Genomic DNA, 24,468 nt, shown 5'->3' with positions numbered 1-24,468 from the left:
AAAAAATAGAAATTACAGAAGGTAAAAAGCCAGGAATACAAATACCCAAACCAAATCTACAAAGTGCCAATAAAGGCCAACTTTTTCGACCATTTCGTAATGTCCTCTTCTTTGATATACACCTCTTATAGTCTGTATCCAAATGATGATATTGATCAATACTCCGGTAAATACGTGAAAGCCGTGAAAGCCGGTGATAACAAAGAATAAATTACCAAACATAGTTGGCCCTTGCACTGCTGCCATTCCGGCTTCAGGGCTTACCAATTCGTGATTCTCATTCAAGGCTAAACTCACAAATTCCTTAGCCCCATCTTCATTGATGAAATAACCGAAAGGATTAGAAGTTAAGCTCAGACCCTGATGGATCAAATGCGACCACTCCCAGGCCTGACAACTCAAGAAAGCCACACCACCTAGTATTCCGAGGAACAACCAACCGATCACCCCTTTTTTGTTCATGCGGTGTCCTTCCTGTACAGCTCTCACAACAAATACACTACTCAAAATCAGTATAAATGTCATTAATGTAACAAAGCCGAGCGGTACCTTCACACCTTCCAACATAGGGAAAGCATTGAAGACCTTATCGGGCTGTGGCCACCATTCTTCACTCATTCTGAGCGCAGCATAGGAAATAAGCAATGCAGCAAATGAAAAGGAATCTGATACGATCAAAAACCACATCATCAATTTCCCGTAACTCGCCTTTAAAGGGGAGTCATCCGCTCCGCCCCATTCTTCTGTTTTATGCTCTTCTACAGCAGTTTCTGTGGACATAAATTTTTAATTAACTGATCAAAAAAAACACGAGCAAATATAGCCATAATAGGTCTACAAAGTGCCAGTATATTGCCAAAAGTTCTAATCGTAAACGCTTGTCAGGATGCGTATTGTAGATCAACACCTTTGCAGGATTCCCAAAGGAAACAAAAGCTCTCACCAATGTACCGATCAAAAACAAAAGCCCCACCGCAAGGTGTGCCATATGCACAAAGGAAATCACATACACGAAAGATCCCGAAGGATTCCCCGCAATATAAATTCCCATTTCCTGCAATTTCTGCCATCCCATCCACTGACTACCGGCAAAGGAAAGTGCCAAAAGCACTGTAAGTCCCAATAATGCGCGATATGCAGTGATATTCTCTTTTCTAAAAGCTTTTACTGCTAAATGCAGTGTTAAACTGCTTAATAATATCAACGCAGCACTAATGACAAATGCATCGGGCATTGCAAATTCAACCCAGTTGCCGGCACCTTTCCTAACGATATAGGCACTTGTGAGCCCTGCAATAGACATTGACATCACAGCTATACCAACATAAAGGGCAAACTTTTGTGGATGCACGCCCCTGTGCTGAATATTATCAGGCCAGTTTATTTCCTCTAAGTTGATTCTGTCGGTCATTATATTCTTGTTCCTATTAGTATTGCCAAAAGCACTACCGGTAAATAAAAAATAGAGGCAAACATCAGGCTTCTTGCAGCTTCCATACTACAGTCGCGGTATAGTTGCCATGCCTTAAAAAGAAAAAATAAGGCTGCGGCCAGCAATACAAAACCCATACTCCAGTGCACCAGGCCGGTTTTAACCAACATTAAAGACACCGGAATCAATATTACGATATAGATCATGCACTGCAAAGCAGTAAATTGATCGCGCCCACCACTTGAGGGCAAAAGCTTGTATCCTGCTTTGATATAATCATCATGTGCCAACCAGCCAATCGCCCAAAAATGCGGAAATTGCCATAAAAACTGAATGCTTGTAATGATCATAGCATCAAAGCTAAATACTCCGGTAGCTGCAATCCATCCAATTAATGGTGGCATTGCCCCGGGAATGGCTCCTACAAAAACAGCTATGGGTGAAATCCGCTTTAGTGGTGTATAAACAAAAGCATATAGTATTAAAGAAACTGCCCCAAGTACAGCAGCAGTAGTATTAAAATTTTGCCAAAGGATTGTAATTCCCGCAACGGCCATTAAACCGGCTGCCAATGTAGCTTCGGGGACAAACATTCTGCCCTGTGCCAGTGGCCGATCTTTTGTGCGTTCCATCAAACGATCGTAATCTTTCTCAAAAACTTGGTTCAATGCATTGGATGCCCCGGTGATCAAAAATCCGCCCAAAAACAAAACACACAAATCCGCAAAGAAGAACTGCCCGCCTGAAGCAATCGCAAATGCAATTACAGAAGAAAAGACAACTGTAAAAGACAAGCGAAATTTGACCAGTTGCACATAGTCAGCAACTTTGGAACTGAAATATCCAAAAGTACTAGTAAGGTATGTTCTTAATGCAAGCATCTTAATTATTAGCAGAAACTATTTAATGTGAAATATTCGCTTCTTTATCGCGCCTTTTTTCCTCTTCAGTAACCGGTTCAGTTTGCAAAGTCAAATCAATACCGTGTTTACCATAATCATAAGGCCATCTGTGCACTTCCGGAATTTCTCCCGGCCAATTGCCATGCCCCGGATGTATTGGTGTTGTCCACTCCAGGGTACTTGCACCCCAGGGGTTTTGCTCTCTAACTTTTTGCCCTTTATACATGCTGTAAAAGAAATTGAACAAGAATAACATCTGGGCAACAAACGCGACTATAGCAAAAATTGTAATGAACTGATTCATTCCCTCGTACTGATTGAAGGTTTCAAAACTGGAAAATGCAAAATACCTTCTGGGCACTCCTGTCATTCCCAGGTAATGCATAGGCCAAAAGATCAGGTAACTGCTCACCAGTGTAACCCAAAAGTGCAGCGTTCCCAGCGTATTATTCATAAAACGGCCAAACATCTTTGGGAACCAGTGGTATATTCCGGCAAACATTCCAAAGAATGCGGCAAGTCCCATCACAATATGGAAGTGCGCCACTACGAAATAAGTATCGTGCAATTGAATATCAATGGCAGAGTTTCCGAGGAAAATTCCAGTGAGTCCTCCTGAAATAAACAAGGACACAAACCCAATGGAAAACAGCATGGGTGTGTTCAAACGGATATTGCCCCGCCAAAGCGTTGTGATCCAGTTAAAGACCTTTATGGCAGATGGTACTGCAATCAGAAGTGTAAAGAGTACAAATATAGATGCCACAAAAGGATTGAGTCCTGAGACAAACATATGGTGTGCCCATACGATGAATGATAAAATGGTAATGCCGAGAATTGATACGATCATAGCTTTGTAACCGAAAATAGGTTTACGCGCATGTACCGACATTACCTCAGATACTATTCCCATGGCGGGAAGAATAATAATATAAACTTCCGGGTGACCAAGGAACCAGAACAAGTGCTGGAATAAAATCGGACTACCACCGGAATAGGCCAGCGCTTCTCCTGCGATGTAAATATCTGACAGGAAAAAACTTGTTCCAATAGCTCTGTCAAAGATCAACAATACAGCTGCCGCAAAAAGTACAGGGAATGACAAAAGACCAATTACAGCAGTAAAAAAGAAAGCCCAAATAGTCAAAGGCATACGCATAAAACTCATGCCTTTGGTTCTCATATTTATTATGGTAGATACATAATTCAGTCCTCCAAGGGCAATAGAAATAATGAAAAGCGCTATTGAAATAAGCCATAAATCCATACCAATGGCCGAGCCGGGAGTTGCCTGTGGGAGGGCACTCAGAGGTGGGTAGGCAGTCCATCCCCCAGAAGCCGGACCTGTTTGTACAAACAAGGAGGCAAACATTACTGCACCGGAGAGAAAGAAGAACCAGTAAGAAAGCATATTCATCACTGGCGAGGCCATATCCCTGGCACCTACCTGAAGGGGGATAAGGAAGTTACTGAAAGTACCGCTTAGGCCTGCTGTTAGCACAAAAAACACCAAAATAGTACCGTGCATAGTAACAAGGGCATAGTAAAAGCTCGGATTCAGCTTTCCACCCTCAGCCCATCGGCCAAGAACGGTTTCCAAAAAAGGGAAAGTTTCTTCGGGCCAAGCCAGTTGTAGTCTAAAAAAGATAGAGAACAATCCCCCGATAATAGCCCAGAACATACCGGTTATCAAAAACTGCTTGCCGATCATTTTGTGATCCTGAGTGAAAATGTACTTTGTTATAAAGTTTTCCTCATGGTGATGCTCATGTGCTTCATGTGCATCTGCCTGTTGTTCTGCTGTTCCTGTATTTAAAGTTTCCATCTCGATCTATTATTTTATAAGGATGTAAGTCCTTCACTTTTAATTTCTTCTTCAGAAGATTCTTCCTGTTCAGCCATAGATGGCTTGACAGAATCGTAAATAGGTTTTTGCTCAGCAAACCATTTATTGTATTCCTCTTCAGTTTCTACAATTACTTCCATGCGCATATTCCAGTGTGCCTGGCCACAAAGCTCGGCACATGCCAACTCATAATTGAAATTTTCATTATCCAATTTCTGTCGCATTTCTTTGGTAGTGATGGTAGGTGTAAACCAAAACTGGGTTGGTATTCCGGGCACACAATCCTGTTTAACTCTAAAATGCGGTAAAAAGAAAGAGTGCAACACATCTTTAGCTCCGAGTTTGAACAACACAGGCTGATTCACCACAAGATGAATTTCCGAAGTATAAACATCATCTCTGCTGAATTCATCTTCAAAGTCAATACCCAATTGGTTTTCTGCAGAAATTCTCTCAAAAGACCTGTCTCCCAAAACATTATCATCACCTGGATAGCGCACAATCCAGTTAAACTGCTGACCGGTAACCTCTATAATTCGTGAATTGTCTGGTGCCGGTGAAGTGATTTTTGTCCAGCTTTCAATACCAAGTGTAACCAAAACTGCAAGTACTACTGCTGGCACTGCTGTCCAAAGCAATTCCAATTTATTGTTGTGCGGAAAAAAGTAGACTTTGTTATTCTTACGCTGCCTGTATTTGTAGGCAAAATAGAAGGTCAATATTTGGGTAATGACAAATACAATACCAGTGAAAAACAAAGTCAGATTAAACATTTCATCTACCCAAACCCCGTGCTCTGAAGCAGATTCAGGCAAAAACAGGTCATAGTAATACCAGGTTGACCAAACAACACCTATTAGCCCGAATATCATGAACAACATCAGCAAGATAGCATTGGTATTGGTGGAATCTTCACCATTTATACCCTTTCCTTTCAGGACATTTAATAGCTCACTTGCTCTACTTAGCTGAAATACTATTAAAAAAATCAGCAATAAACATATAACACTTAAGGTAACTACCATGATTTTTATTTCTAATTATTATGAATGATAGTGAATACTTTCTTTCAAATAGGGATTATTAGAGGGCACCAGCGAAGCTTTTGTAAGCGTATTTAGCACTGTGAAGATGAACAGGCCGACAAACAAAGTCAACATGGACAATTCTAATAAACCAAGACTTGCCGTTTCTCCCACTCCACCGGGCATTACCATCAGGTAAAAATCCAACCAGTGTCCAAGTATCAATACCACAGCAACAAAACCCAAACTTTCTTTATTCCTTTTTGCATTTTTGGTCATCAAAACAAGCAGTGGAAATACAAAGTTTATGACTGGAAGGAAAAAGAAAATAATTTTGAAATACAGGCTATCGAATCGCGCAGCATAATACATTGTAGCCTCGGGTATATTTCCGTACCATATCAGCAGGAATTGAGAGAACCACAAATAAGTCCAAAACACACTAAAACCAAAGAGGTATTTTCCCAGGTCGTGAAAGTGTTCATCATTCATTTTTTCCAAATAGCCATTTGCTTTCAGATACATTGCAATGAGTGCAACCACAGCTACACCGGCCACAAAGTAACTCGACATATTGTACCAGCCAAACAAGGTGCTGTACCAGTGCGTATCAATCGACATTACAATATCCCAGGCCCCGGTAGATGAAGTCACTGCAAATACTACCAAAAACAAGGCGGAATACATTTTGGATTTTTTATAAGGCTGAATGCCTCCTATTTCATCTTCTTTCAAGGAAACCCTTCTCAACAAATAGTAAAACATGCTCCACAAAAACAGATAAAGTATAATTCTAAAAGAATAAAAAGGCACATTCAAAAAGGCTTTTTTACCATCAATAATTGGGTCATAATAGGGGTTTTCGATCAGTGCATCATCAGATAAACCCGAAAGATCTACTTCTACATGATGCCCATCAGCTATCATTTGTTTCTCCATAGATGTGAGCGGAACATTTTCAAATTTTTTGCCCAAACCAAATGCATCACCTTCCGATTTATGGCCGTGCCCATGTTCTTCCTCAGCATGTTCAGAGCCATGTGTAGCCAGTTCTGCCTGATAAGATTTTACTTCAGCTACTGTAACTTTTTCTTTTTTAATAAATGCATCCGTCCAGTGGTAGATATGGTGAAAATGAAAAACAGTCCCGATCAAAACGATCAGCAGGCCAATTCCGGCAATGGGAATAAATGAGCCCACAGCTTCCAAAATCCGCTTTACCATTATATGCCAGCCAGCATACCCAACGGTATGTGCAGCAAGCAGGAACAATGCAGCTAAGCCAATGCCTATTCCATAATAGGAATTGATCAGTAAATTGGCCCAGACACGAGCGCTATCGCCACTAAGAATTCCACCCAAAATAGTACCTACTGTTCCCAGACCTATTAAAAGGTAGGCGGTTTTCTTTGCAGCAGATGAAAAATTGTACGTTTCAGTCATTTTATCTCAATCCTTTAGATTATTCAATTGGATGCTACACTTGATTCTTCTTCCTTATCTTCCTCTTTATCTTCTGATTCGGAATCTTCTGATCCTTCTTTTTCAAAAGGCTCTACTTCAGCCAGTTGTTGTATATAGAAAATCACTTTCCAGATTTCATCTACCGATAATTGAGAAGAATAGCTTCCCATCAGGTTTTTTCCATACACTATAGAGTGGAACATTTGTCCTTCTGCAATTTTTGGCAAACGATCTTCATAAGCCGGCACTGGTGGATAAGCTCCACTTTCTACTATGCTTCCATCTCCTGCTCCTTTTTCTCCGTGACAAACTTTACAATTTGTATTGTAAATAAGCTTTGCGCTTTTCAATATATCATCGCTTGGTTCAAAAGGATTGCTGAGTTCACGGCCTGCGCGTTCATAATCATCATTATTGTCTTTGTAATATCTTTTATAGAGATAAGACACATGATAGGATTCATCTTTCTCACTTGCAGTATATTTTTCAGGAAGCATGCCGCGAGAAATAGTACCTTCTACCGGCAATCTTGCAGAAGTGCTGTCGCTGAAATTGGGGTTTTCACTATAGGTTTCATAAGCCTGTGAATAAGCCATATCCGGCATAAAAGTTCTGCCCGGCTTTTCAGGATCGCTGCTGCATGATGCCAATGTTCCGGCACAGAATAGCAGTGCAAATACTTTTTTGATATTAGTATTCATCTTCATCAAAGTCTTTTTCTTTAATTTCCACTACACCGGTTTCGGTCAGGGCTTTATTGATTTTTTCTAATTCTTCTTTGCTTGTGTTTTCTTTTACTTCAAAAGTGAGTGCAAAAAGGTAATCCGTAATGCGCTCATCATAAATTTTTGGCGACTTAAACATGGAAAGTCCCGATCTTACAAAAAATGCCACCACCATAGTCACAGATGAAAACAAAACTGTCAGCTCAAAAGTGATGGGAATAAAAGAGGGCAATGAAAAATAGGGCTTGCCACCGAATATGGTCGGATAACTGGAAACAGAAACCCAGGTCATGAATGACAGCGCAGTAAGCATACCGGCCAAACCTGCAACAAAACCAACCGTGTGCAGCTTGCTCTCTTTCAGCCCCATGGCCTCATCCAATCCATGTACCGGAAAAGGAGTAAGAGATTCGGTAATTCTAATGCCCTGTTTCCTGATCTCTTTTACCGCTTTCAGCAGTATTTCTTCATCATCGTAAAGACCTACAATATATTTATCCATAATAAGTCGTTTATTCTTTATCTCTATAAGTGCCACCTGCCAATGATCCACCACCAGCTAATCCTTCATTGGATTTTGCTTCGGCTTTTTTCTTGGCATTTTCACTTGATGTTTTAAAAATTGATTTCACTTCTGCAATTGCAATTACCGGGAATGCTCTTGCGAAAAGCAAAAACAAAGTAAAGAATATACCCAGCGTTCCAAGGAAAATTCCGATCTCCACCCAGGTAGGCGTGTAATATGCCCAACTTGATGGAAGGTAATCGCGGTGCAGTGAAGTTACAATGATCACAAAGCGCTCGAACCACATTCCTATATTGATGAAAATGGAAAGCACGAAAGTCACAACAATGCTTCTTCTGAATTTTTTAATCCAATACAATTGAGGTGTTATGACATTACAAGTCATCATGGTCCAGTACGCCCACCAATATGGACCAAGCGCACGATTGTAGAATGCATATTGCTCGTAAATAAAACCTGAATACCAGGCCACAAAAAGCTCAGTAATATAGGCCACACCAACTATAGAGCCTGTGAGCAGGATAATTTTGTTCATCGATTCAATATGGGCAATGGTAATGTATTCTTCCAGTTTCAACACTTTCCTGGTAATGACCATCAATGTTTCTACCATTGCAAAACCCGAGAAAATGGCTCCGGCAACAAAATAGGGCGGAAAAATAGTGGTATGCCAGCCCGGAATAACAGAGGTGGCAAAGTCAAAGCTTACAATAGTGTGTACAGAAAGCACAAGTGGTGTGGCTATGCCAGCCAGTACCAATGACAATGATTCAAATCTTTGCCAGTGTTTAGCAGATCCTGTCCAACCAAAAGAAAGTCCGTTGTATATGGCTTTTCTGATCTTTGATTTAGAGCGGTCTCTAATTGTCGCAAAATCGGGCAATAAGCCAGAATACCAAAATAATAGTGATACGGTCAAATAAGTTGAAATCGCAAAAACGTCCCAAAGTAATGGGGAGTTAAAGTTTACCCAAAGCGGTCCGCGTGTATTGGGGTATGGGAAAATAAAGAATGCCAACCAGGGACGCCCCATGTGAATTCCGGGAAACTGAGCAGCACAGATTACAGCAAAAATAGTCATGGCTTCAGCAGATCGGTTGATGCCTGTTCTCCACTTCTGACGAAACAACAACAATACAGCCGAAATCAATGTTCCAGCGTGACCAATACCTACCCACCAAACAAAGTTGGTAATGTCCCAGGCCCAGCCTACTGTTTTATTTAATCCCCAAACACCAATGCCTTTCCAGACGGTATAGATCACACATATACCAAACAGTGCAGCGAATGTGCCTGAAATACTGATGGCTATAAGCCAACTCACCGGTGGCATACCTTCGGTAGATCGCACTACATCCGTGGTGATTTGTTTGTAGTTTTTGTCCCCTTTAATCAGGGGCTCTCTTATAGGTGATTCGTAAGCTGACATCTATCTTTTACTTTTCTTTAACTTTATTAAGCTTCGGATTTATCTTTATTCCTGACCTTTGTCAAATAAGCGACAGACGGAAGGGTATGGATTTCTTCAATCACTTTAAATGCCCTTTCGTTATTGGTCATTTGCGTTACTTCACTTTCTTCATTGTTTACATCGCCAAAAGTAATCGCGCCAACATGGCAAGCTGCCTGACATGCAGTAGAAATATCCTCATCTCTCAACTGTCTTCCTTCTTTTTTGGCTTCTAATTTTCCTGATTGAATGCGTTGTACACAGAATGAACATTTTTCCATCACTCCTCTTGAACGAACTGTTACATCCGGGTTTAGAACCATTCTGGTCAGATCTTCTGTCATTCCAAACGGATCGTGATCGTTGTCTGCAAAGGTTCCTTTCCAACCGAAAGAATCTGCACTCATATAGTCGAACCAATTGAATCGTCTTACTTTATAAGGACAGTTATTGGCGCAATATCTTGTACCGATACAACGGTTGTATGCCATTTGATTCAGTCCTTCAGAGCTATGGTTTGTGGCAGATACCGGACACACATTTTCACAAGGCGCATTGTCACAATGCTGACACATCATCGGCTGAAAAACAACAGATGGATTTTCTTCATCACCGGAGTAGTAGCGGTCAATACGCAACCAGTGCATTTCACGCCTGTTTTTTACTTCTTCTTTACCAACTACCGGCACATTATTTTCTGTATTGCAAGCAACCACACAGGCTCCACATCCAAAACATGCATTCAGGTCAATTGCCATTCCCCAGCGATGTCCGGGATAATCATGGTATCCGTATAGTGTTTGCAAATGCTTCAATACCACTTTACGGTCTTCATTTCCGGCCATTGGATTTTTAGCATATTCTCCCAGCGTTGTTTCTTTTACAATCGGGCGCTCATTGAGGCCGTCAAAAATACTGTGAAAGGTCTGTGTCATTGCCAATGGATAAGTTTTACCCAAAGGAGCTATTGCAGCACCTGTAGCAAAATGGCTAAAATTGCCGTTGAGCTCCTGCTCAAAGGGATAAGCATTTTTTCCTATGCCCTTGCCGGCTTTTCCAGCTACTTCACGACCATATGCAACAGCAATCGCTATTGTTCCATAAGCTGTTCCGGGCTGAACAAAAACCGGGAGTTCTATATCTTTTCCATTTGCGCTGATCTTGATCATATCCTCGCTATCGAGTCCCTGGTCTTTGGCAAATTTTGGTGAAATACAAGCGTAATTGTCCCAGGTAATTTTCGATACCGGGTCGGGCAATTCCTGCAAGTAAGGATTAGACGCAAAAACCGCTGAAGGAACGCCTGTTTTTTGATACAATTTAATTTCAAATCCACTTCCCGCTTTTTTAGATGCGCTCACTACTTTTGAAGCAGCACCTGAAACAGAAATTGAAGCTGGCATGTTTATTCCCGCACTGTTCTTTTGCACCGGTGCATCAAAAATACCATTGTGCAAAGAGCGATCCCACATAGAGTTAAAGCTCAGGTATTGGGTCTGCCCTTTAAACAAATTGTCTTTCCAGTACTGGCGAATGAAATCGTAATAGGATTGGTTTTCCCCTGCCCATTTCAAAAGCGTATCCTGTGCTTGTCGCGTATTGTAAATTGGCGCAATGGTAGGTTGCCCCAAGCTGTAGTTAAATGCTTTAGGTTGCGCATCGTTCCACGATTCCAAATAATGATGGTCGGGCAATACGTAATCACATTCAAGTCCGGTTTCATCAACAGAATCGTTTAAGCTCACTTTCAAACCTACTTTATTGTATCCTTTTTTGAAAGCCTCAGGCAATTCAAACACCGGATTGGCACCACCCAAAACAATTAGGGCGTCAATCTTACCGCTGTTCATATCGCGACTCAATTGCTGAACTGCTTTATCATTGCCTTGCTTCAACAGGTTGTGGTTGTCAAAATCAAGACTTTTGCCATAATTGCCCAAAATATGATTCAGTGCATTGGCTACTGTTTGTACATTGGGGTCATTAGAACCGGAAACCACAAGTGATTTTCCTTTGGCTTTTACCAGTTCATTTGCAGTTTTTTCCAGTTCTGCCTGTATTTTACCGTCTAAAGCTGTAAGGCCTGAAATTTTCTCAGCACCGAGCTTAGAGGCTACAAAATTATATACATTCAGCAGTGCAAGTCCTTCTTGTGAAGGTTTTACGGAAATTCTTTTATCGCAATTGCTGCCTGTAAGTGAAAGGTGAGACTCTACCTGTATATGTCTTGACATCGTAGGGTTGTCTTTGTCCACTTTTCTGCTTTGCGCATAATCATAAGCATATTCCAGCGGGGAAATCCATGTGCCCAAAAAGTCAGCGCCAAAGCCTACTATCAAATCGGCTTTGTCGAAATGATAATCGGGAATCAGTCTCTTACCAAATACAGCTTCATTGGCATCCAATAGGCCGGAAATGGAAAAACTGTCATAAGAGACAAATTCAGTTCCGGGATATTTCGCCTGAAATTTTTCAATGATTTTTTTAGTAGAAGGGCTGAGTACGGTATTGGATAAAAGCACAATTTTCCCTGATCCGGCAGCTATTTTTTCCAGTTTTTCAACTATTTCAGCATCTGCTTTTTCCCAGGAATAAGCTTCTCCGTTTTTAACGGGACCTTTCAATCTGAATCCGTCATAAAGACTGAGTACTGAAGCTTGTGCCGCAGCACTTGTGCCACCGTGTGTAACCTCTGAGTGCTTATTGCCTTCAATTTTGATCGGACGGCCTTCCCTGGTTTTTACCAGTATGCTGGCGTATTCCCCACCTACATTAAAAGATGAAGCGTAAAAATCGGGGATCCCGGGAGTTACATGATCCGGTTTGGTAATGTACGGAATAGATTTTTTCACCGGGATTTCACAGCTGGCAGCAACAGTGGCAGCCGTGACACTAAATCCGAGTACTTTCAAAAAATCTCTACGATTGGAAGACGCTTTGGAAATATCCATATCGCTTCCACCGGGAATTTCTTCTTTAAATTCTTTCGAGGCTTCTTTGATAAATTCAGGAGTGAGATTTTTCTCGTCTAATCCTTTCCAGTATTTTTTTTGAGCCATTTATACAATTGATTGTTCAGGTTTTTCTAAAAAAATCAGTAGTGACATTTTTGACACTCTGTACCACCGATCATTTCCACAGTCACTTTAGATACATTTCCTTCTTTTATTTGATCGTGGAATTTCTTATAGGTTTTGTAGTAATCATTGCGCGCAAATTCAACGGGTGTTTCCCTGTGGCAACTGATGCACCAGCCCATAGACAAAGGCGCATTTTGATGCAATACATCCATTTCTTCCACAGCACCGTGACAGGTCTGACACTCTACATCACCTGCATTTACGTGTTGTGAATGATTAAAATACACGTGATCGGGCAAATTGTGAATCCTAACCCACTCAATAGGTTCCTGAACCTGAGCCAAAACTTCATCTACATCTGCTTTGGAATAATCTTTTTCACTGTCATCGCTCAGCCATTGTTTGTACAATTCACGCGCTTCTTCTTTGGGCATTGAAGCATAATCATCAATAAAGCTCAATTTTCCAGGATTCCAGCCAATTGCTGCATAAATTTTAGCGATCTCTTTTCTTCCGTGTTCAGGGCCATTCTGTACCCCTTTGTGGCAGTTCATACATACATTTGCCGAAGGAATATTGGAGTGCTTGCTCTGGTCTGCACCGGAGTGGCAGTACTGACAGTCTATTTGGTTTAAACCGGCATGTAACTTATGTGAAAATTTAATGGGCTGTGCAGGCGCATATCCTTGTTGTCTGCCAAGATCAATGGCGCTGTTCACAATATTGTTGCCTACATAAATAAAGAGCAGCAATACAATTGTGGTGATCAGCTTTTTGTTTTTGTAAAATGGAACCGGAGCTGGGATTTCTTCTCCTTCTTTTTCCAATACCATTCTGTTCAGCACATTGGATACGCGCAATAGGATTAGCGCAATCAACAAAAGCAAGGCTAAAAGAATGTACAAGAACAATTCGGTGTATTTACCCGAGCCGGACGCACCGCCAGCACCCTCGGCAGATGCAGTTACATCTTGCGCAGGAGCTTTGTTGGCTTCGTATTCTACGTAAGCAAAAATATTGTCGATTTCTTCATTGCTCAATGAAGCAAAAGCGGTCATTACGGATTTATTCCATTCCTCAAACAGTTGATTGGCGTAAGGATGGCCTGTGCCAATTACAGACTGGGAGTTTTTCACCCATTTGTACAGCCATTCTTGGCCACTTTCGCCCTCAAATTCACCATTCTCTTCCCAATTTTGTGGCGCACCATACAATTGTGGCCCGATTAGGTTTCCTTTCACCTTGTGGCAGGAAGCACAATTAGATTTAAAAATCTTCTCTCCCGCCTTAATTGCCGGATCGGAACCAGCAGCAGCTGCATCTTGAGCATTTATTTTAAAAAGTAACGCAGAGAGTAATAGGAGTGAAAAAATCAGGAATGCCGGCTTGTTTGATATCATCGTATTCAACAGATTGTCATAATTTCGTCAAAATAACTCGGGCGCAAAGTTAGTTATCCTTCCAATATTGAGCAACAAAAGTGCTAAAAAAGATTTTATTTAGAAGGGTTATAAATAGTGTTGTAAGTTGTTGTTTATCAGAAATATGAAAAGCCCTTGGGCAGCAATAAAACTATTGTTTTTAAAAAAATATTTTGCTAAAATCAAAAAAACTAAATGTTATACAGCTTAAATTGAGACCTGTTTGAACCTGAAATATGATTATTTAAAAGCGGGAATTGTGCTTTGCATAAGCAGATTTCTTTTGTCCTATAATTAAGGGAATGTACTGCCGGACTAATTATGGAATTGCATTGGCTTTTGCAAAACACTTGAAATTACAAACGATGCATCGACAGTTTTGGCTTCTGCTCAATTCTTAGATACTTTCAAGCAGGATACTTACTTTGTTGTTGAGCACTTCCACAAAACCGCCTTTGATATCTAAGATCAACAGGTTGGAGTCACCGGCATCTTTTTTAATTGCTTTATTCAGTGGAGCACTGTTGGCTTTTAAAGCAGTTTGAAACCTCACTTCTCCTTCATCAAGTCCGGAAACCATAGGCGCGTGATTGTCGAGCACGCCAAAAGAACCATTGGTACCAGGCAATTCTACATGCGATACTTCACCTTTAAAAAGATTCTGTTCAGGAGTGAGGATTTCTAATTGCATCTTTTTCCTTTTGCTTATTTATTTGAAGCAAGCATTTTCTTGCCTTTTTCAATGGCTTCGTCAATACCACCTACCAGGTTAAAAGCCGCTTCGGGATATTCATCTACTTCTCCGTTCAAAATCATATTGAAGCCTCTGATGGTTTCTTCAATAGATACCAAGACACCCGGCAAGCCTGTAAACTGCTCGGCCACGTGGAATGGTTGGGAAAGGAAACGCTGAATTCTTCTTGCTCTTGTAACTACGAGTTTGTCTTCATCCGACAATTCATCCATTCCAAGAATGGCAATAATATCCTGCAATTCTTTATAGCGCTGTAAAATCTCTTTTACATCCTGTGCACATTTATAATGCTCATCGCCAACAATTTCAGGAGTCAGTATCCTGGAAGTAGAATCCAATGGATCTACAGCCGGGTAAATACCGAGCTCAGCTATCTTTCTGCTCAATACTGTTGTAGCATCAAGGTGAGAGAAAGTTGTAGCCGGTGCAGGGTCTGTCAAGTCATCCGCTGGCACGTAAACAGCCTGTACGGAGGTGATTGAGCCTGTTTTAGTTGAGGTTATTCGCTCCTGCATTATTCCCATTTCCGTAGCGAGTGTAGGTTGGTAACCCACTGCTGAAGGCATTCTTCCTAAAAGGGCAGAAACCTCAGAACCTGCTTGTGTAAAACGGAAAATATTATCGATAAAGAAAAGAATGTCTTTTCCTCCCTCTGCACTTGTCTCTCCTCCATCACGAAAATATTCGGCTAATGTAAGCCCTGAAAGCGCCACTCTTGCACGTGCACCCGGAGGTTCATTCATCTGCCCGAAAACAAATGCTGCTTTTGATTCTTCCAGTTGCTCTTTATTTACAGCTGACAAATCCCAGCCACCTTCTTCCATCGACTTCATGAATTTTTCACCGTAATTGATAATACCGGCTTCAAGCATTTCACGCATCAGATCGTTTCCTTCTCTTGTTCGCTCTCCTACTCCGGCAAATACGGAAAGGCCATCATAGCCTTTTGCAATATTGTTGATCAATTCCTGGATCAAAACTGTTTTTCCAACACCTGCGCCACCAAACAATCCGATTTTACCACCTTTTGAATATGGCTCAATCAGGTCAATAACTTTGATACCAGTGTATAATATTTCTTCTTCTGTAGAAAGGTCTTCAAATTTTGGAGGTTTACGGTGAATAGGCGAACGTTCTTTGCTTTCCATTTCGCCCAGTCCGTCAATGGTTTCTCCCACTACATTAAACAAGCGGCCTTTTACCTGGTTGCCGACAGGCATACTAATTGGCGCACCGAGGTCAATTACATCCATTCCGCGGGTCAAACCATCGGTAGAATCCATTGCAATTGCCCGCACACTGTCTTCACCGAGGTGCTGCTGACATTCCAGTACAATTTTTTGACCATCTTCTTTTGTGATCTCAAGTGCATTTAAAATCTGTGGGAGTTCTGCTGTGCTCGTTGCTGAAGCAAATGCCACATCCACAACCGGACCAATTACCTGCTTAACATAACCTTTATTCGCCATTCTGTTTTACTTTAAATTTAGTATTTAGAAGCTCAAATTCGAGCGCAAAAATAAAGTAAGTATTTGCATAAAACAATCAAAGTGGCGTAATTCTTTTCAGCTTTTTTGAATTTTGCGTTTATTTTCAGGCCAAAACATAAGTATAAATACAGAATCGGCCATAGCCTTACAATTTTGCTTACAGATCAAATAATAATACGAACTTTGCCGGATACGGTATTTTAAAAAATGGCTTTTCTCTACATCAAAGCACTGCATATTATTTTTGTTGTAACCTGGTTCAGCGGCTTGTTCTATTTGGTTCGCCTGTTTATATACAATGCCGAAGCCAATGAAAAACCGGAATCTGAAAAAAGGATTTTGCAAGCACAATTCAGCATTATGATGAAAAGACTGCTCTATGGCATCACCTGGCCATCGGCTGTTTTAACGCTGGTCTTTGGTCTTTTGCTGCTGATGTATTATCCTGTAATTCCACTTTGGCTTTGGATAAAGCTGGGCTTTGTAGCTGGTTTATTTTTATACCATTTTTCTTTACAAGGCATTTATAAACAACAAATAAATGGTGTTTTTAAATATTCCTCAACTCAGTTGCGCGTGTGGAATGAAATGGCTACCATTTTCCTTGTAGCGATAGTCATACTGGTTGTTGTAAGACAGGAAATCAGTCTTTTCTATGCATTGATAGGGCTGGTTTGTTTTGTGATAATATTGATGAGCGCAATTAAGATTTACAAGTCGCTGAGGTAATCGCACTATTTATTCTGGAAAGTATCCCAAGTAAATAGAGGTGTAACTTTTGTTACAGTATCTCCATAAAACAAAGTGCTTATTTGTAGCTAAAACACATAACAAATGAGCCATTACCAAATTTTGATAATTGGTGGAGGAACAGCGGGAATTACCGTTGCTGCCCAATTACTCAGAAAAAACAAAAACCTTAAAATCGGTCTGATAGAGCCCTCTGATAAGCATGTGTATCAACCTGCCTGGACATTGGTAGGTGCCGGCACTTATAATTATGAGGACACTATTAGAAATGAAGCCGATTATATCCCCAAAGGAATAAAGTGGATCAAGGACAAGGCAAGCGATGTTTTACCCAATGAAAACAAAGTTGCTACAGCTTCATCAGGTGATTTCACATACGATTACCTAGTCATTGCGCCCGGCTTGGTCATGCGCCCCGAATTACTGGAGGGGCTGCCAGAAGCCATGAAAAAAGACATTGTGAGCAGTGTGTATGTAGATCCTGTAAAAGCCTGGAAAACTTTACAAAATTTCAAGGGTGGAAATGCGCTTTTTACCCAACCTACCACCCCGATTAAATGTGGAGGTGCTCCTCAAAAATTTCTCTATCTCTCAGAGCATTATTTGCGCAAACAAGGCATCAGGGATAAAAGCAAAATGATCTATGCTACCCCTGGTTCTGTGATTTTTGGTGTTCAACCTTTCGCCAAAAGACTGGAAGAAATCATCAAGGAAAAAGATGTGGTATTCCGGCCATTCCATCGCCCTGTAAAAATAGATGCTGAAAAGCAGGAAGTAGTTTATCAATTTGACAAAGAAAAATTTGAAAACAGCCCACAAAGCAATTTGACAAAAATAGACGAACACTACGAGGAAGGTGCCGTTAGCATTCCCTATGATATGCTGCATCTGGCACCACCTCAATCTGCACCGGAATTTATCCAGAAATCAGAAGTAGCGGTGCAGGAAGGAAATAACAAAGGCTGGGTAGATGTAGATATTTACACTTTGCAGCACAAGCGTTTTGGAAATATTTTTGCCCTGGGAGATGTAGCGGCACTGCCCACTGCCAAAACCGGGGCCGCCATTCGCAAGCAAGCCCCTGTAGTGGTCAATAATCTTTTGGAAATGATCCAAAACAATCAACTAGGGAATGAAATATATCAAGGCTATTCCTCTTGCCCCATCATCACCGGATATGGAAAAATGCTGCTTGCAGAATTCAAATATGAAAATGTAAGGGACAGCGATCCATTGATCTCTAAATTTTTGGATACCAGCAAGGAACAATACAGCATGTGGTTGCTTAAGAAGTATGGGTTGCCATTTATGTACTGGAATTTTATGCTGAAAGGAATGGCCTGATCATTCAGCCACCAACTTTCCACTTGCAATTAATTTTCCTGCAACCCTGATTTTGTATATATAAATACCAGAAGAAAGGGCCTCTCTTGAAAAAACATATCTGTTTTGGGTAATTGACTCCCTTTCAACTTCTTGTCCCAGCAGATTATAAATCCTAAGTTCTGCAGGCTCCCTGATTTGATAAATTCCCTCTAAGCTAAAAGTGGTGCTTTCAATAAATGGATTGGGATAAACCGATACTTTGATGTCTATTTCAGGTTGTGGTATAACAATTCCCTCAGGGAGTCCGATATTTCCATATTGACATTTTTCCTGATTTTCCCAGGTATTGTTTTCCCAATATTGGGTTATGTATTCCCGAAAAGTTCCTTCAGAATTGACTGTGCTGATATTCCTGGATGCATTCTTCCAGGCCATTCCCTCCCAGTATTGGGATATTGCCACATTGATATATTGAGTGCCTGAATTTTGAACCGTGTCATGCATGTAAATAATTTGCTCGTCATTATCCCAATACAATCCATCGCCTTCCTGGTACAAAATTTTTGTTCTCTTACCTGCAGGAGTGTAGGTGTAAATTGCCCTTTCATCATTTGCCCAAAACACGCCATTCCAAAATTGGCTTGTATATCTGGTTTGTTGACTATCTGAATTATAAGTGTTGATGTACCGATTGTTGTTCACCCATAAAGAATCTTCCCATGTTTGGCTGAGACGGTATAACACATTTTCATTATCATCATATTCTGTAATTGATTTTGATCTAAGCTTCCATTTATTGCCATCCCAACTGTAACTGTATGTTGTATCCCTTAAATTGTCTTTATTGTAGGAGAATATTGATTTTGCATAATTGTTCCATTTGGAATTTCCCCATGTTTGATAATACCCACTTGCTAAATTTCCTTGATTATCATATTCATAAATCTGCCTGTTATTGTTTTCCCACCTGTCGTTTTTCCAGGATTGTCTAACTGCATTTGTTAGATTGCCCTCAGCATCATATTCATTAATTGATTGCATATCATTTTCCCACGATCCGCCATTTTTTCTCTGACTTAGGCCATAGGTTAAATTTCCTTCAGGATTATACTCATAAATCGATCTTTTATATTTTTTCCATCCAAACTCATCAAAAAAAATTGATACATTTTGGGTAATATTGCCTTGGTCATCAAAAGTCAAAACACGCATATCATAGTACAACCAATCATCCTTGTTCCACTTAAAACACAATACCGTATCCCAGGGATAAGCATTGTCAGCTTGTTTTTTTGCTAAACAATTCTCACAGTTTAAATTTTTATTGATGCTGTTTTGAAAAATTTCAGTAGTACTTAGCCGGGCGTTAGATTGATCAGGTGCTGTAAAATCTAATGGGCGTAGCCATTCCTGCGCATTGTGCGCATGGAATAACACAAGCATCAATAAAGCAATAAGGCTTATATTTTTCACAACAACTTAATTTCCACTAATTTACTGAAATCAAAGGGTTATCAATAATCAAACTACACAGGGGGGGTCTTATAAGTAATTTCTACTTTCAAACTTTTTAAGCGTGTTTTACAAGGTTCCTAAAAACCGATGAATATCCTTTTGGCTTGTATTGATCTTCCGGGTTGGGAGTGTATTGTTTTTGATACAAAACCAACTCTTTTGCCACCATCGGTATTTTAGGAATTTATGCGACAAAATTCCACAAAATTTCTCGGATGAATTACATCTGTAGCTGCATTTGGATAAGCATTTGTAAAAGCCCTGCTCACCTTCTGATTTTTATTAAAATTCCACTTCATTTCAAAAGCTTTGATTTCACCCTTTTTGGTTTCTAAATAATCTACTTCACTTTGATTGTAATTGCGCCAAAAAAAACTTTTCGTGTCCGAATTAAGCCAAGCATTCATTTTCATACGTTCACCAATCATGAAGTTTTCCCAAAGCTGCCCCTGATCATTCCGCAATTGTAAATCATCAAAATTATCAATCACGGCATTTCTAATTCCATTGTCCCAAAACAGTATTTTATGCATTTTGGTCACTTCTTTTCTAGCATTCGTGCTATATGCAGGAAGCCGATAAATCACAAAAGACTTTTCAAGTAAATCGATATAGGTCTCCACCGTTTCAGACCGGACTTGTAATTGATTGCTCAGTTCATGTAAAGACACTTCTGAACAAACTTGATAGGACAACAATTTGAGTAATTTATCAAGCAATTCAGGCTTTCTTATGTCTTTCCATACCAACACATCTTTATACAAATATTGCGCTGACAGATTTTTCAAAAGTTTTTCTGCATCTGCTCTTTGGTTGCAAATTTCAGGATAGTTGCCATAAGTCAAATGAAATGGCAATTGCTGTTCAATTTCGAATGAAGATTTTGAAGGATAAATTTCAGCAAGCGAAAAAGGGTAAAGATGAAAAAGCAAATGTCTGCCAGTAAGAGGCTCAAAAACAGTTTCGGAAATATCCAAGGCAGATGAACCTGTTGCTAAAACTTGAATGTCCTTGAAATTATCGACAAGCAACTTTAGCAATAAGCCCGAATTTCTAACCCTTTGTATTTCATCAATTACAATAATTTTATAATTGCCCACTATTCCTTTCAGCGCACTTAAATTATGCTCCTGAAGCCTTTCTCTAGTAGCGGTTTCATCTGCATTCAGCCACAAAACTTGTTCTTTTTCAGAAAGTATGTTTTGCAACATGGTGGTTTTTCCTACTTGCCTTGCCCCTGTTACGACCAATACTTTTGACTTGAAAAACCAATTTTGTATATCTTTTTCAGCAATTCTTTTAGTAGTATCCATTTGATAAAACTATGAATTTTCCTATTATAACCGAAATATTTGTACAAATATTCCTATTACAACCGAAAAATTACTACTAATTTTTCTATTAGGATTTACTTTCAGCCAGTGCTAGGTTCAAAAATATCTGGATATCCTTATAGGCCTGCAAGGCATCGGGACTGATTTTGGGCATATTGAAAAAGCCGTGGATCATATTGGGATATTCTTTGTAAAGCCCATTATTACCCGCTCTTTTCAGTTGGTCGAAATATTTTTTGCCATCGTCCAATAGTGGATCGAATTCAGCGGTAAGTACAAAAGCTGGAGGCAGTCCTTTAAAATCCTTTTCATAACAGGGTGAAACCTCTGGCCTGCATTGATCTTCCGGATTGGGAGTATATTGTTCGCGATACCAAAACAAAGCGTCTTTGGTCAACATATAGCCTTCGCCATTTCGCTCTATGGAAGGATTGTCCATTTTCCCATCTATCCAAGGATAAATCAAAATCTGGGCCTTTACCGGAATTTGCTCCCTTTTGCAGCGATGTGCCATGCATGCCGCCAAATTTCCACCGGCACTGTCTCCGGCCAAAATCAACTTTTCAGGATTTCCCCTGTATTCGCCAATATGATTTAAAACCCAATTGATAGCCGTAAAAGCATCATCATGGGCCAATGGAAAACTGTGCTCGGGCGCCAAGCGATAATCTACGGAAACCACAATGCAATTGTTCATCTTGCACAAGCGCCTGCACACCCTATCGTGTGAATCGAGATCAAGTACCACAAAACCGCCACCGTGATAGTAAATCATTACGGGTAAATCCGTTTCATCGCTGTCTCTGTAAATCCTTATGGGAACTCCATCTGCCTCGGTATCCTTCAGCCCTTTGATTTTAATTTTTTCATCAAAAAGAAGACTGCCCAACCTGGCTCCGGATGCCGCATTTTTCCTCAATTTGTGAATGTTAATAGCAGCACTGCCATCAATGGGCTTTTTCAGCTTGGTAAACTGCAGTACCAATTTTGTTTTCCAGTTCATAGGGAAAATCTGAAATGATTAGATAAACTAAGTATCCGCCCAAAGATACCCTAAATTTATTTTTTACCACTTTCGTTTTGTGATAAAATATTTTTAGCTTTGTCTAAAAATAAGATAATGCTGCCTTAAAAATGAAAAGAAAAACAATTCTATTTACACTGCTTATTTTATTTTCTGTTCTAAATAATACAGTATTTGCCCAAGCTTTATCGGGCTATGTATATGAGCAGGAAAATGAAAATCCACTGAGCGGAATATCAGTATATATTCCTGAATTAATGCGAGGGAGCATAAGCAATGAGAAAGGATATTTTGAGTTCAAAAATATTAAGGCCGGTACTTATTATGTTCAGATTTCTGCAGTTGGGTACAGTTCAAAAACCATTAAAAGCAATATTCCCCAGGAAGAAGTCCTAAATATTCATTTAAATAAAAGCAATGTCACTATTGATGAAATCGTGGTTTCAGGAGCACGTACATCACGCAAAGAAGAGACCCCTTTTCAGATTGAAAGCATAAGTAAAAAAGAAATATCGGAAAGTGGAAATATCGGAATGATGGATGCTTTGAGCGAAAGGCCCGGTATTGACCAGATCAGTTTTGGAAGTGGTATTGGAAAACCTGTTATTCGCGGCCTCTCATTCAGCCGCATTATGACGATCTACAGGGGGATGCGCTTTGAAAACCAACAGTGGGGTGAAGATCACGGCATTGGCCTTGACAACAATGGAATAGACCGGATTGAAGTTATTAAAGGCCCTGCTTCATTGATTTACGGATCGGGTGCATTGGGTGGCGTGATTAATTTGATTGATGAAAAACCGGCCATTAGCGGAAAAATAGAGGGGGATTATACCATCTCTGGTTATTCCAATTCACTTGGGCTGAATTCTTCATTGGGAATTAAAGGAACTGGCGAAAATGGATTCTTCTGGATATTGCGCAAAAACATTCAAAATCATGCGGATTATAAAAGCGGAACAGGAAGAACAATTGGCAACTCGCGCTTTAGTTCAAAGAATATAAACCTTGATTTTGGAATAATCAGAAATCACGGCTCCTCTCGTTTTTCTTACACCTATTCAGGGCAAAAACCGGGTATTATTTCCGATACTGAAATGCAGGAAAGTCTTGCCACAAGTCGCAATGACAGGAAAATGCAATTGCCCTTTCAAAACCTGAACGACCATATTTTCACACTCCAAAACAAATTATTTTTCAAGGCATCTAAGCTTTATATCAACCTGGGACATCACATTAACCTGCGAGAAGAAATAGAAACTGCTTTTGACACTATTGACCTGGGGCTAAGACTATCAACAAGTTCTTACGATATTAAATACCTGTTTTCTCCGCATTCTAAAGGGGAATACACCATCGGTTTCCAGGGTTTTTTACAAAACAATAAAAACTATGAAGGCGCGCTGGATATTCTTATGCCCGATGCATGGCTCTATGACAATTCCATATTTGCACTGGTCAATTACGATTTGGGAAAATGGAAGATACAGGCCGGAGGACGCTATGATTACCGCAAAGTTATTGCAAATGACAAAGAGCTGAATGGATACATTCTTCCAGGCAATCCGAAAGAAGGAGAAATGAACCGCAGCTTTAGTGGTTTCAGCGGATCTGCCGGACTTACTTTTATCCCAAACAAAAACATGTACCTCAAAGGGAATTTATCGAGTGGGTTTAGAGCACCTGACCTGGCCGAACTGTTTTCTAATGGTGAACACCCGGGAACAACACGTTTTGAAAAAGGCAATGAAAATTTTCAAAGGGAACAGAATTTGGAAGCGGACTTGAGCTATCATATCAATTCAAGTAATTTTTCTTTTGATGTAGCAGGATTTTACAATTATATCAGCAATTACATCTACTTCTCTCCTACAGGAGAACAGATCAATGATCTCAATGTATGGCAATTCCAACAAGACAATGCGATGCTGTATGGTGGTGAATCGGGTTTTAGAATACACCCCGAATCCCTTCCTTTTCTTAAAATGAAATCTTCTTTTTCTTATGTGCGGGGAAAACGTACTTCAGACCAATCCGATTTACCACTTATACCCGCCAATAAGTTTTTCACCGAAATAAAACTTGTGAAAGACCGGTATAAATTTATGGAAACACCTTTTTTGGCAGTACGCATGAATAATGTAATGGCTCAAAATCGGATTGCCGATGACGAACTTAGGACTCCGGCTTATCACCTGCTGCACTTTTCTGTCGGTGCTAATTTCCCCTTGGGCAAATTCAGCCTGAATGTGCAGCTCTATGTTCACAATCTGCTCAACAAAACATACTTTGACCATATTGCGCTCACCCGTCCATTTGGTATTCACAATATGGGTAGGAATTTTCGTCTGAATGTTGGGATTACTTTTTAGCTCTTTATTATCTGTGAATTTCAAGTATAGAT

19 protein-coding genes are annotated in these 24,468 nt (G+C 40.2%); 3 read left to right on the top strand and 16 right to left on the bottom strand.

Annotated elements, in window-relative coordinates; all coding sequences use genetic code 11:
- Positions 1-12: 12 nt before the first annotated feature.
- The 13 genes from WD048_09395 to atpD form a co-directional block, all read right to left on the bottom strand.
- Complete coding sequence (locus WD048_09395; GenBank protein ID MEX0812421.1) at positions 13-780, bottom strand: cytochrome c oxidase subunit 3; 768 nt, start codon at positions 778-780, stop codon at positions 13-15.
- A 10-nt stretch (positions 781-790) separates the two neighbouring features.
- Positions 791-1,411 (bottom strand): cytochrome c oxidase subunit 3, encoded by a 621-nt coding sequence (locus WD048_09390; GenBank protein ID MEX0812420.1) that lies wholly within the window; start codon positions 1,409-1,411, stop codon positions 791-793.
- Positions 1,411-2,313 carry a heme o synthase gene (cyoE, locus tag WD048_09385; protein ID MEX0812419.1) on the bottom strand — a complete coding sequence of 301 codons (903 nt, stop codon included), beginning with the start codon at positions 2,311-2,313 and terminating at the stop codon, positions 1,411-1,413. The genes WD048_09390 and cyoE overlap by 1 nt, the downstream gene beginning before the upstream one ends.
- Before the next feature lie 22 nt (positions 2,314-2,335).
- Positions 2,336-4,159 carry a cbb3-type cytochrome c oxidase subunit I gene (locus WD048_09380; GenBank protein ID MEX0812418.1) on the bottom strand — a complete coding sequence of 608 codons (1,824 nt, stop codon included), beginning with the start codon at positions 4,157-4,159 and terminating at the stop codon, positions 2,336-2,338.
- Between the two features lie 14 nt (positions 4,160-4,173).
- Positions 4,174-5,205 (bottom strand): cytochrome c oxidase subunit II, encoded by a 1,032-nt coding sequence (locus WD048_09375; GenBank protein ID MEX0812417.1) that lies wholly within the window; start codon positions 5,203-5,205, stop codon positions 4,174-4,176.
- A gap of 18 nt (positions 5,206-5,223) precedes the next feature.
- Entirely contained in the window at positions 5,224-6,648 is a 1,425-nt protein-coding gene (locus tag WD048_09370; GenBank protein ID MEX0812416.1) for a hypothetical protein, read from the bottom strand.
- A gap of 23 nt (positions 6,649-6,671) precedes the next feature.
- Positions 6,672-7,370 (bottom strand): cytochrome c, encoded by a 699-nt coding sequence (locus WD048_09365; protein ID MEX0812415.1) that lies wholly within the window; start codon positions 7,368-7,370, stop codon positions 6,672-6,674.
- A complete protein-coding gene (locus WD048_09360; GenBank protein ID MEX0812414.1) occupies positions 7,360-7,896 on the bottom strand; it encodes a DUF3341 domain-containing protein in 537 nt (178 codons plus the stop codon). The genes WD048_09365 and WD048_09360 overlap by 11 nt, the downstream gene beginning before the upstream one ends.
- Positions 7,897-7,906: 10 nt before the next feature.
- Complete coding sequence (nrfD, locus tag WD048_09355) at positions 7,907-9,349, bottom strand: NrfD/PsrC family molybdoenzyme membrane anchor subunit (protein ID MEX0812413.1); 1,443 nt, start codon at positions 9,347-9,349, stop codon at positions 7,907-7,909.
- 26 nt (positions 9,350-9,375) lie between these two features.
- Positions 9,376-12,429, bottom strand: coding sequence for a TAT-variant-translocated molybdopterin oxidoreductase (locus WD048_09350; protein ID MEX0812412.1), 3,054 nt, complete (start codon positions 12,427-12,429; stop codon positions 9,376-9,378).
- Between the two features lie 35 nt (positions 12,430-12,464).
- Complete coding sequence (locus WD048_09345; GenBank protein ID MEX0812411.1) at positions 12,465-13,850, bottom strand: c-type cytochrome; 1,386 nt, start codon at positions 13,848-13,850, stop codon at positions 12,465-12,467.
- 418 nt (positions 13,851-14,268) lie between these two features.
- The gene (locus tag WD048_09340) at positions 14,269-14,562 is read right to left on the bottom strand and encodes a F0F1 ATP synthase subunit epsilon (GenBank protein ID MEX0812410.1); all 294 of its coding nucleotides are present in this window, start codon (positions 14,560-14,562) and stop codon (positions 14,269-14,271) included.
- Between the two features lie 14 nt (positions 14,563-14,576).
- The gene (gene atpD, locus WD048_09335) at positions 14,577-16,094 is read right to left on the bottom strand and encodes a F0F1 ATP synthase subunit beta (GenBank protein MEX0812409.1); all 1,518 of its coding nucleotides are present in this window, start codon (positions 16,092-16,094) and stop codon (positions 14,577-14,579) included.
- A 228-nt stretch (positions 16,095-16,322) separates the two neighbouring features.
- Here atpD and WD048_09330 point away from each other — a divergent pair, with 228 nt between their 5' ends.
- Positions 16,323-16,844 carry a CopD family protein gene (locus WD048_09330; GenBank protein ID MEX0812408.1) on the top strand — a complete coding sequence of 174 codons (522 nt, stop codon included), beginning with the start codon at positions 16,323-16,325 and terminating at the stop codon, positions 16,842-16,844.
- Positions 16,845-16,949: 105 nt separating this feature from the next.
- Positions 16,950-18,209 (top strand): FAD/NAD(P)-binding oxidoreductase, encoded by a 1,260-nt coding sequence (locus tag WD048_09325; protein MEX0812407.1) that lies wholly within the window; start codon positions 16,950-16,952, stop codon positions 18,207-18,209.
- Here WD048_09325 and WD048_09320 read toward each other — a convergent pair whose 3' ends face one another.
- The 3 genes from WD048_09320 to WD048_09310 all read right to left on the bottom strand — a co-directional run bounded on the left by WD048_09320 (position 18,210) and on the right by WD048_09310 (position 22,043).
- Positions 18,210-19,664 carry a T9SS type A sorting domain-containing protein gene (locus WD048_09320; GenBank protein ID MEX0812406.1) on the bottom strand — a complete coding sequence of 485 codons (1,455 nt, stop codon included), beginning with the start codon at positions 19,662-19,664 and terminating at the stop codon, positions 18,210-18,212.
- A 218-nt stretch (positions 19,665-19,882) separates the two neighbouring features.
- Complete coding sequence (locus WD048_09315; protein MEX0812405.1) at positions 19,883-21,019, bottom strand: ATP-binding protein; 1,137 nt, start codon at positions 21,017-21,019, stop codon at positions 19,883-19,885.
- An 88-nt stretch (positions 21,020-21,107) separates the two neighbouring features.
- A complete protein-coding gene (locus tag WD048_09310) occupies positions 21,108-22,043 on the bottom strand; it encodes an alpha/beta hydrolase (GenBank protein ID MEX0812404.1) in 936 nt (311 codons plus the stop codon).
- Between the two features lie 131 nt (positions 22,044-22,174).
- Between WD048_09310 and WD048_09305 the strand changes: the two genes are divergently transcribed.
- Entirely contained in the window at positions 22,175-24,436 is a 2,262-nt protein-coding gene (locus tag WD048_09305) for a TonB-dependent receptor (GenBank protein MEX0812403.1), read from the top strand.
- The last annotated feature ends 32 nt before the right edge of the window (positions 24,437-24,468 follow it).

Source organism: Chitinophagales bacterium (assembly GCA_040877935.1).
Taxonomy (GTDB): Bacteria; Bacteroidota; Bacteroidia; order Chitinophagales; family CAIOSU01; genus JBBDNB01.
The sequence above is the reverse complement of the archived record's forward strand: the minus strand, read 5'-3'. Positions and strand labels throughout refer to the sequence as shown.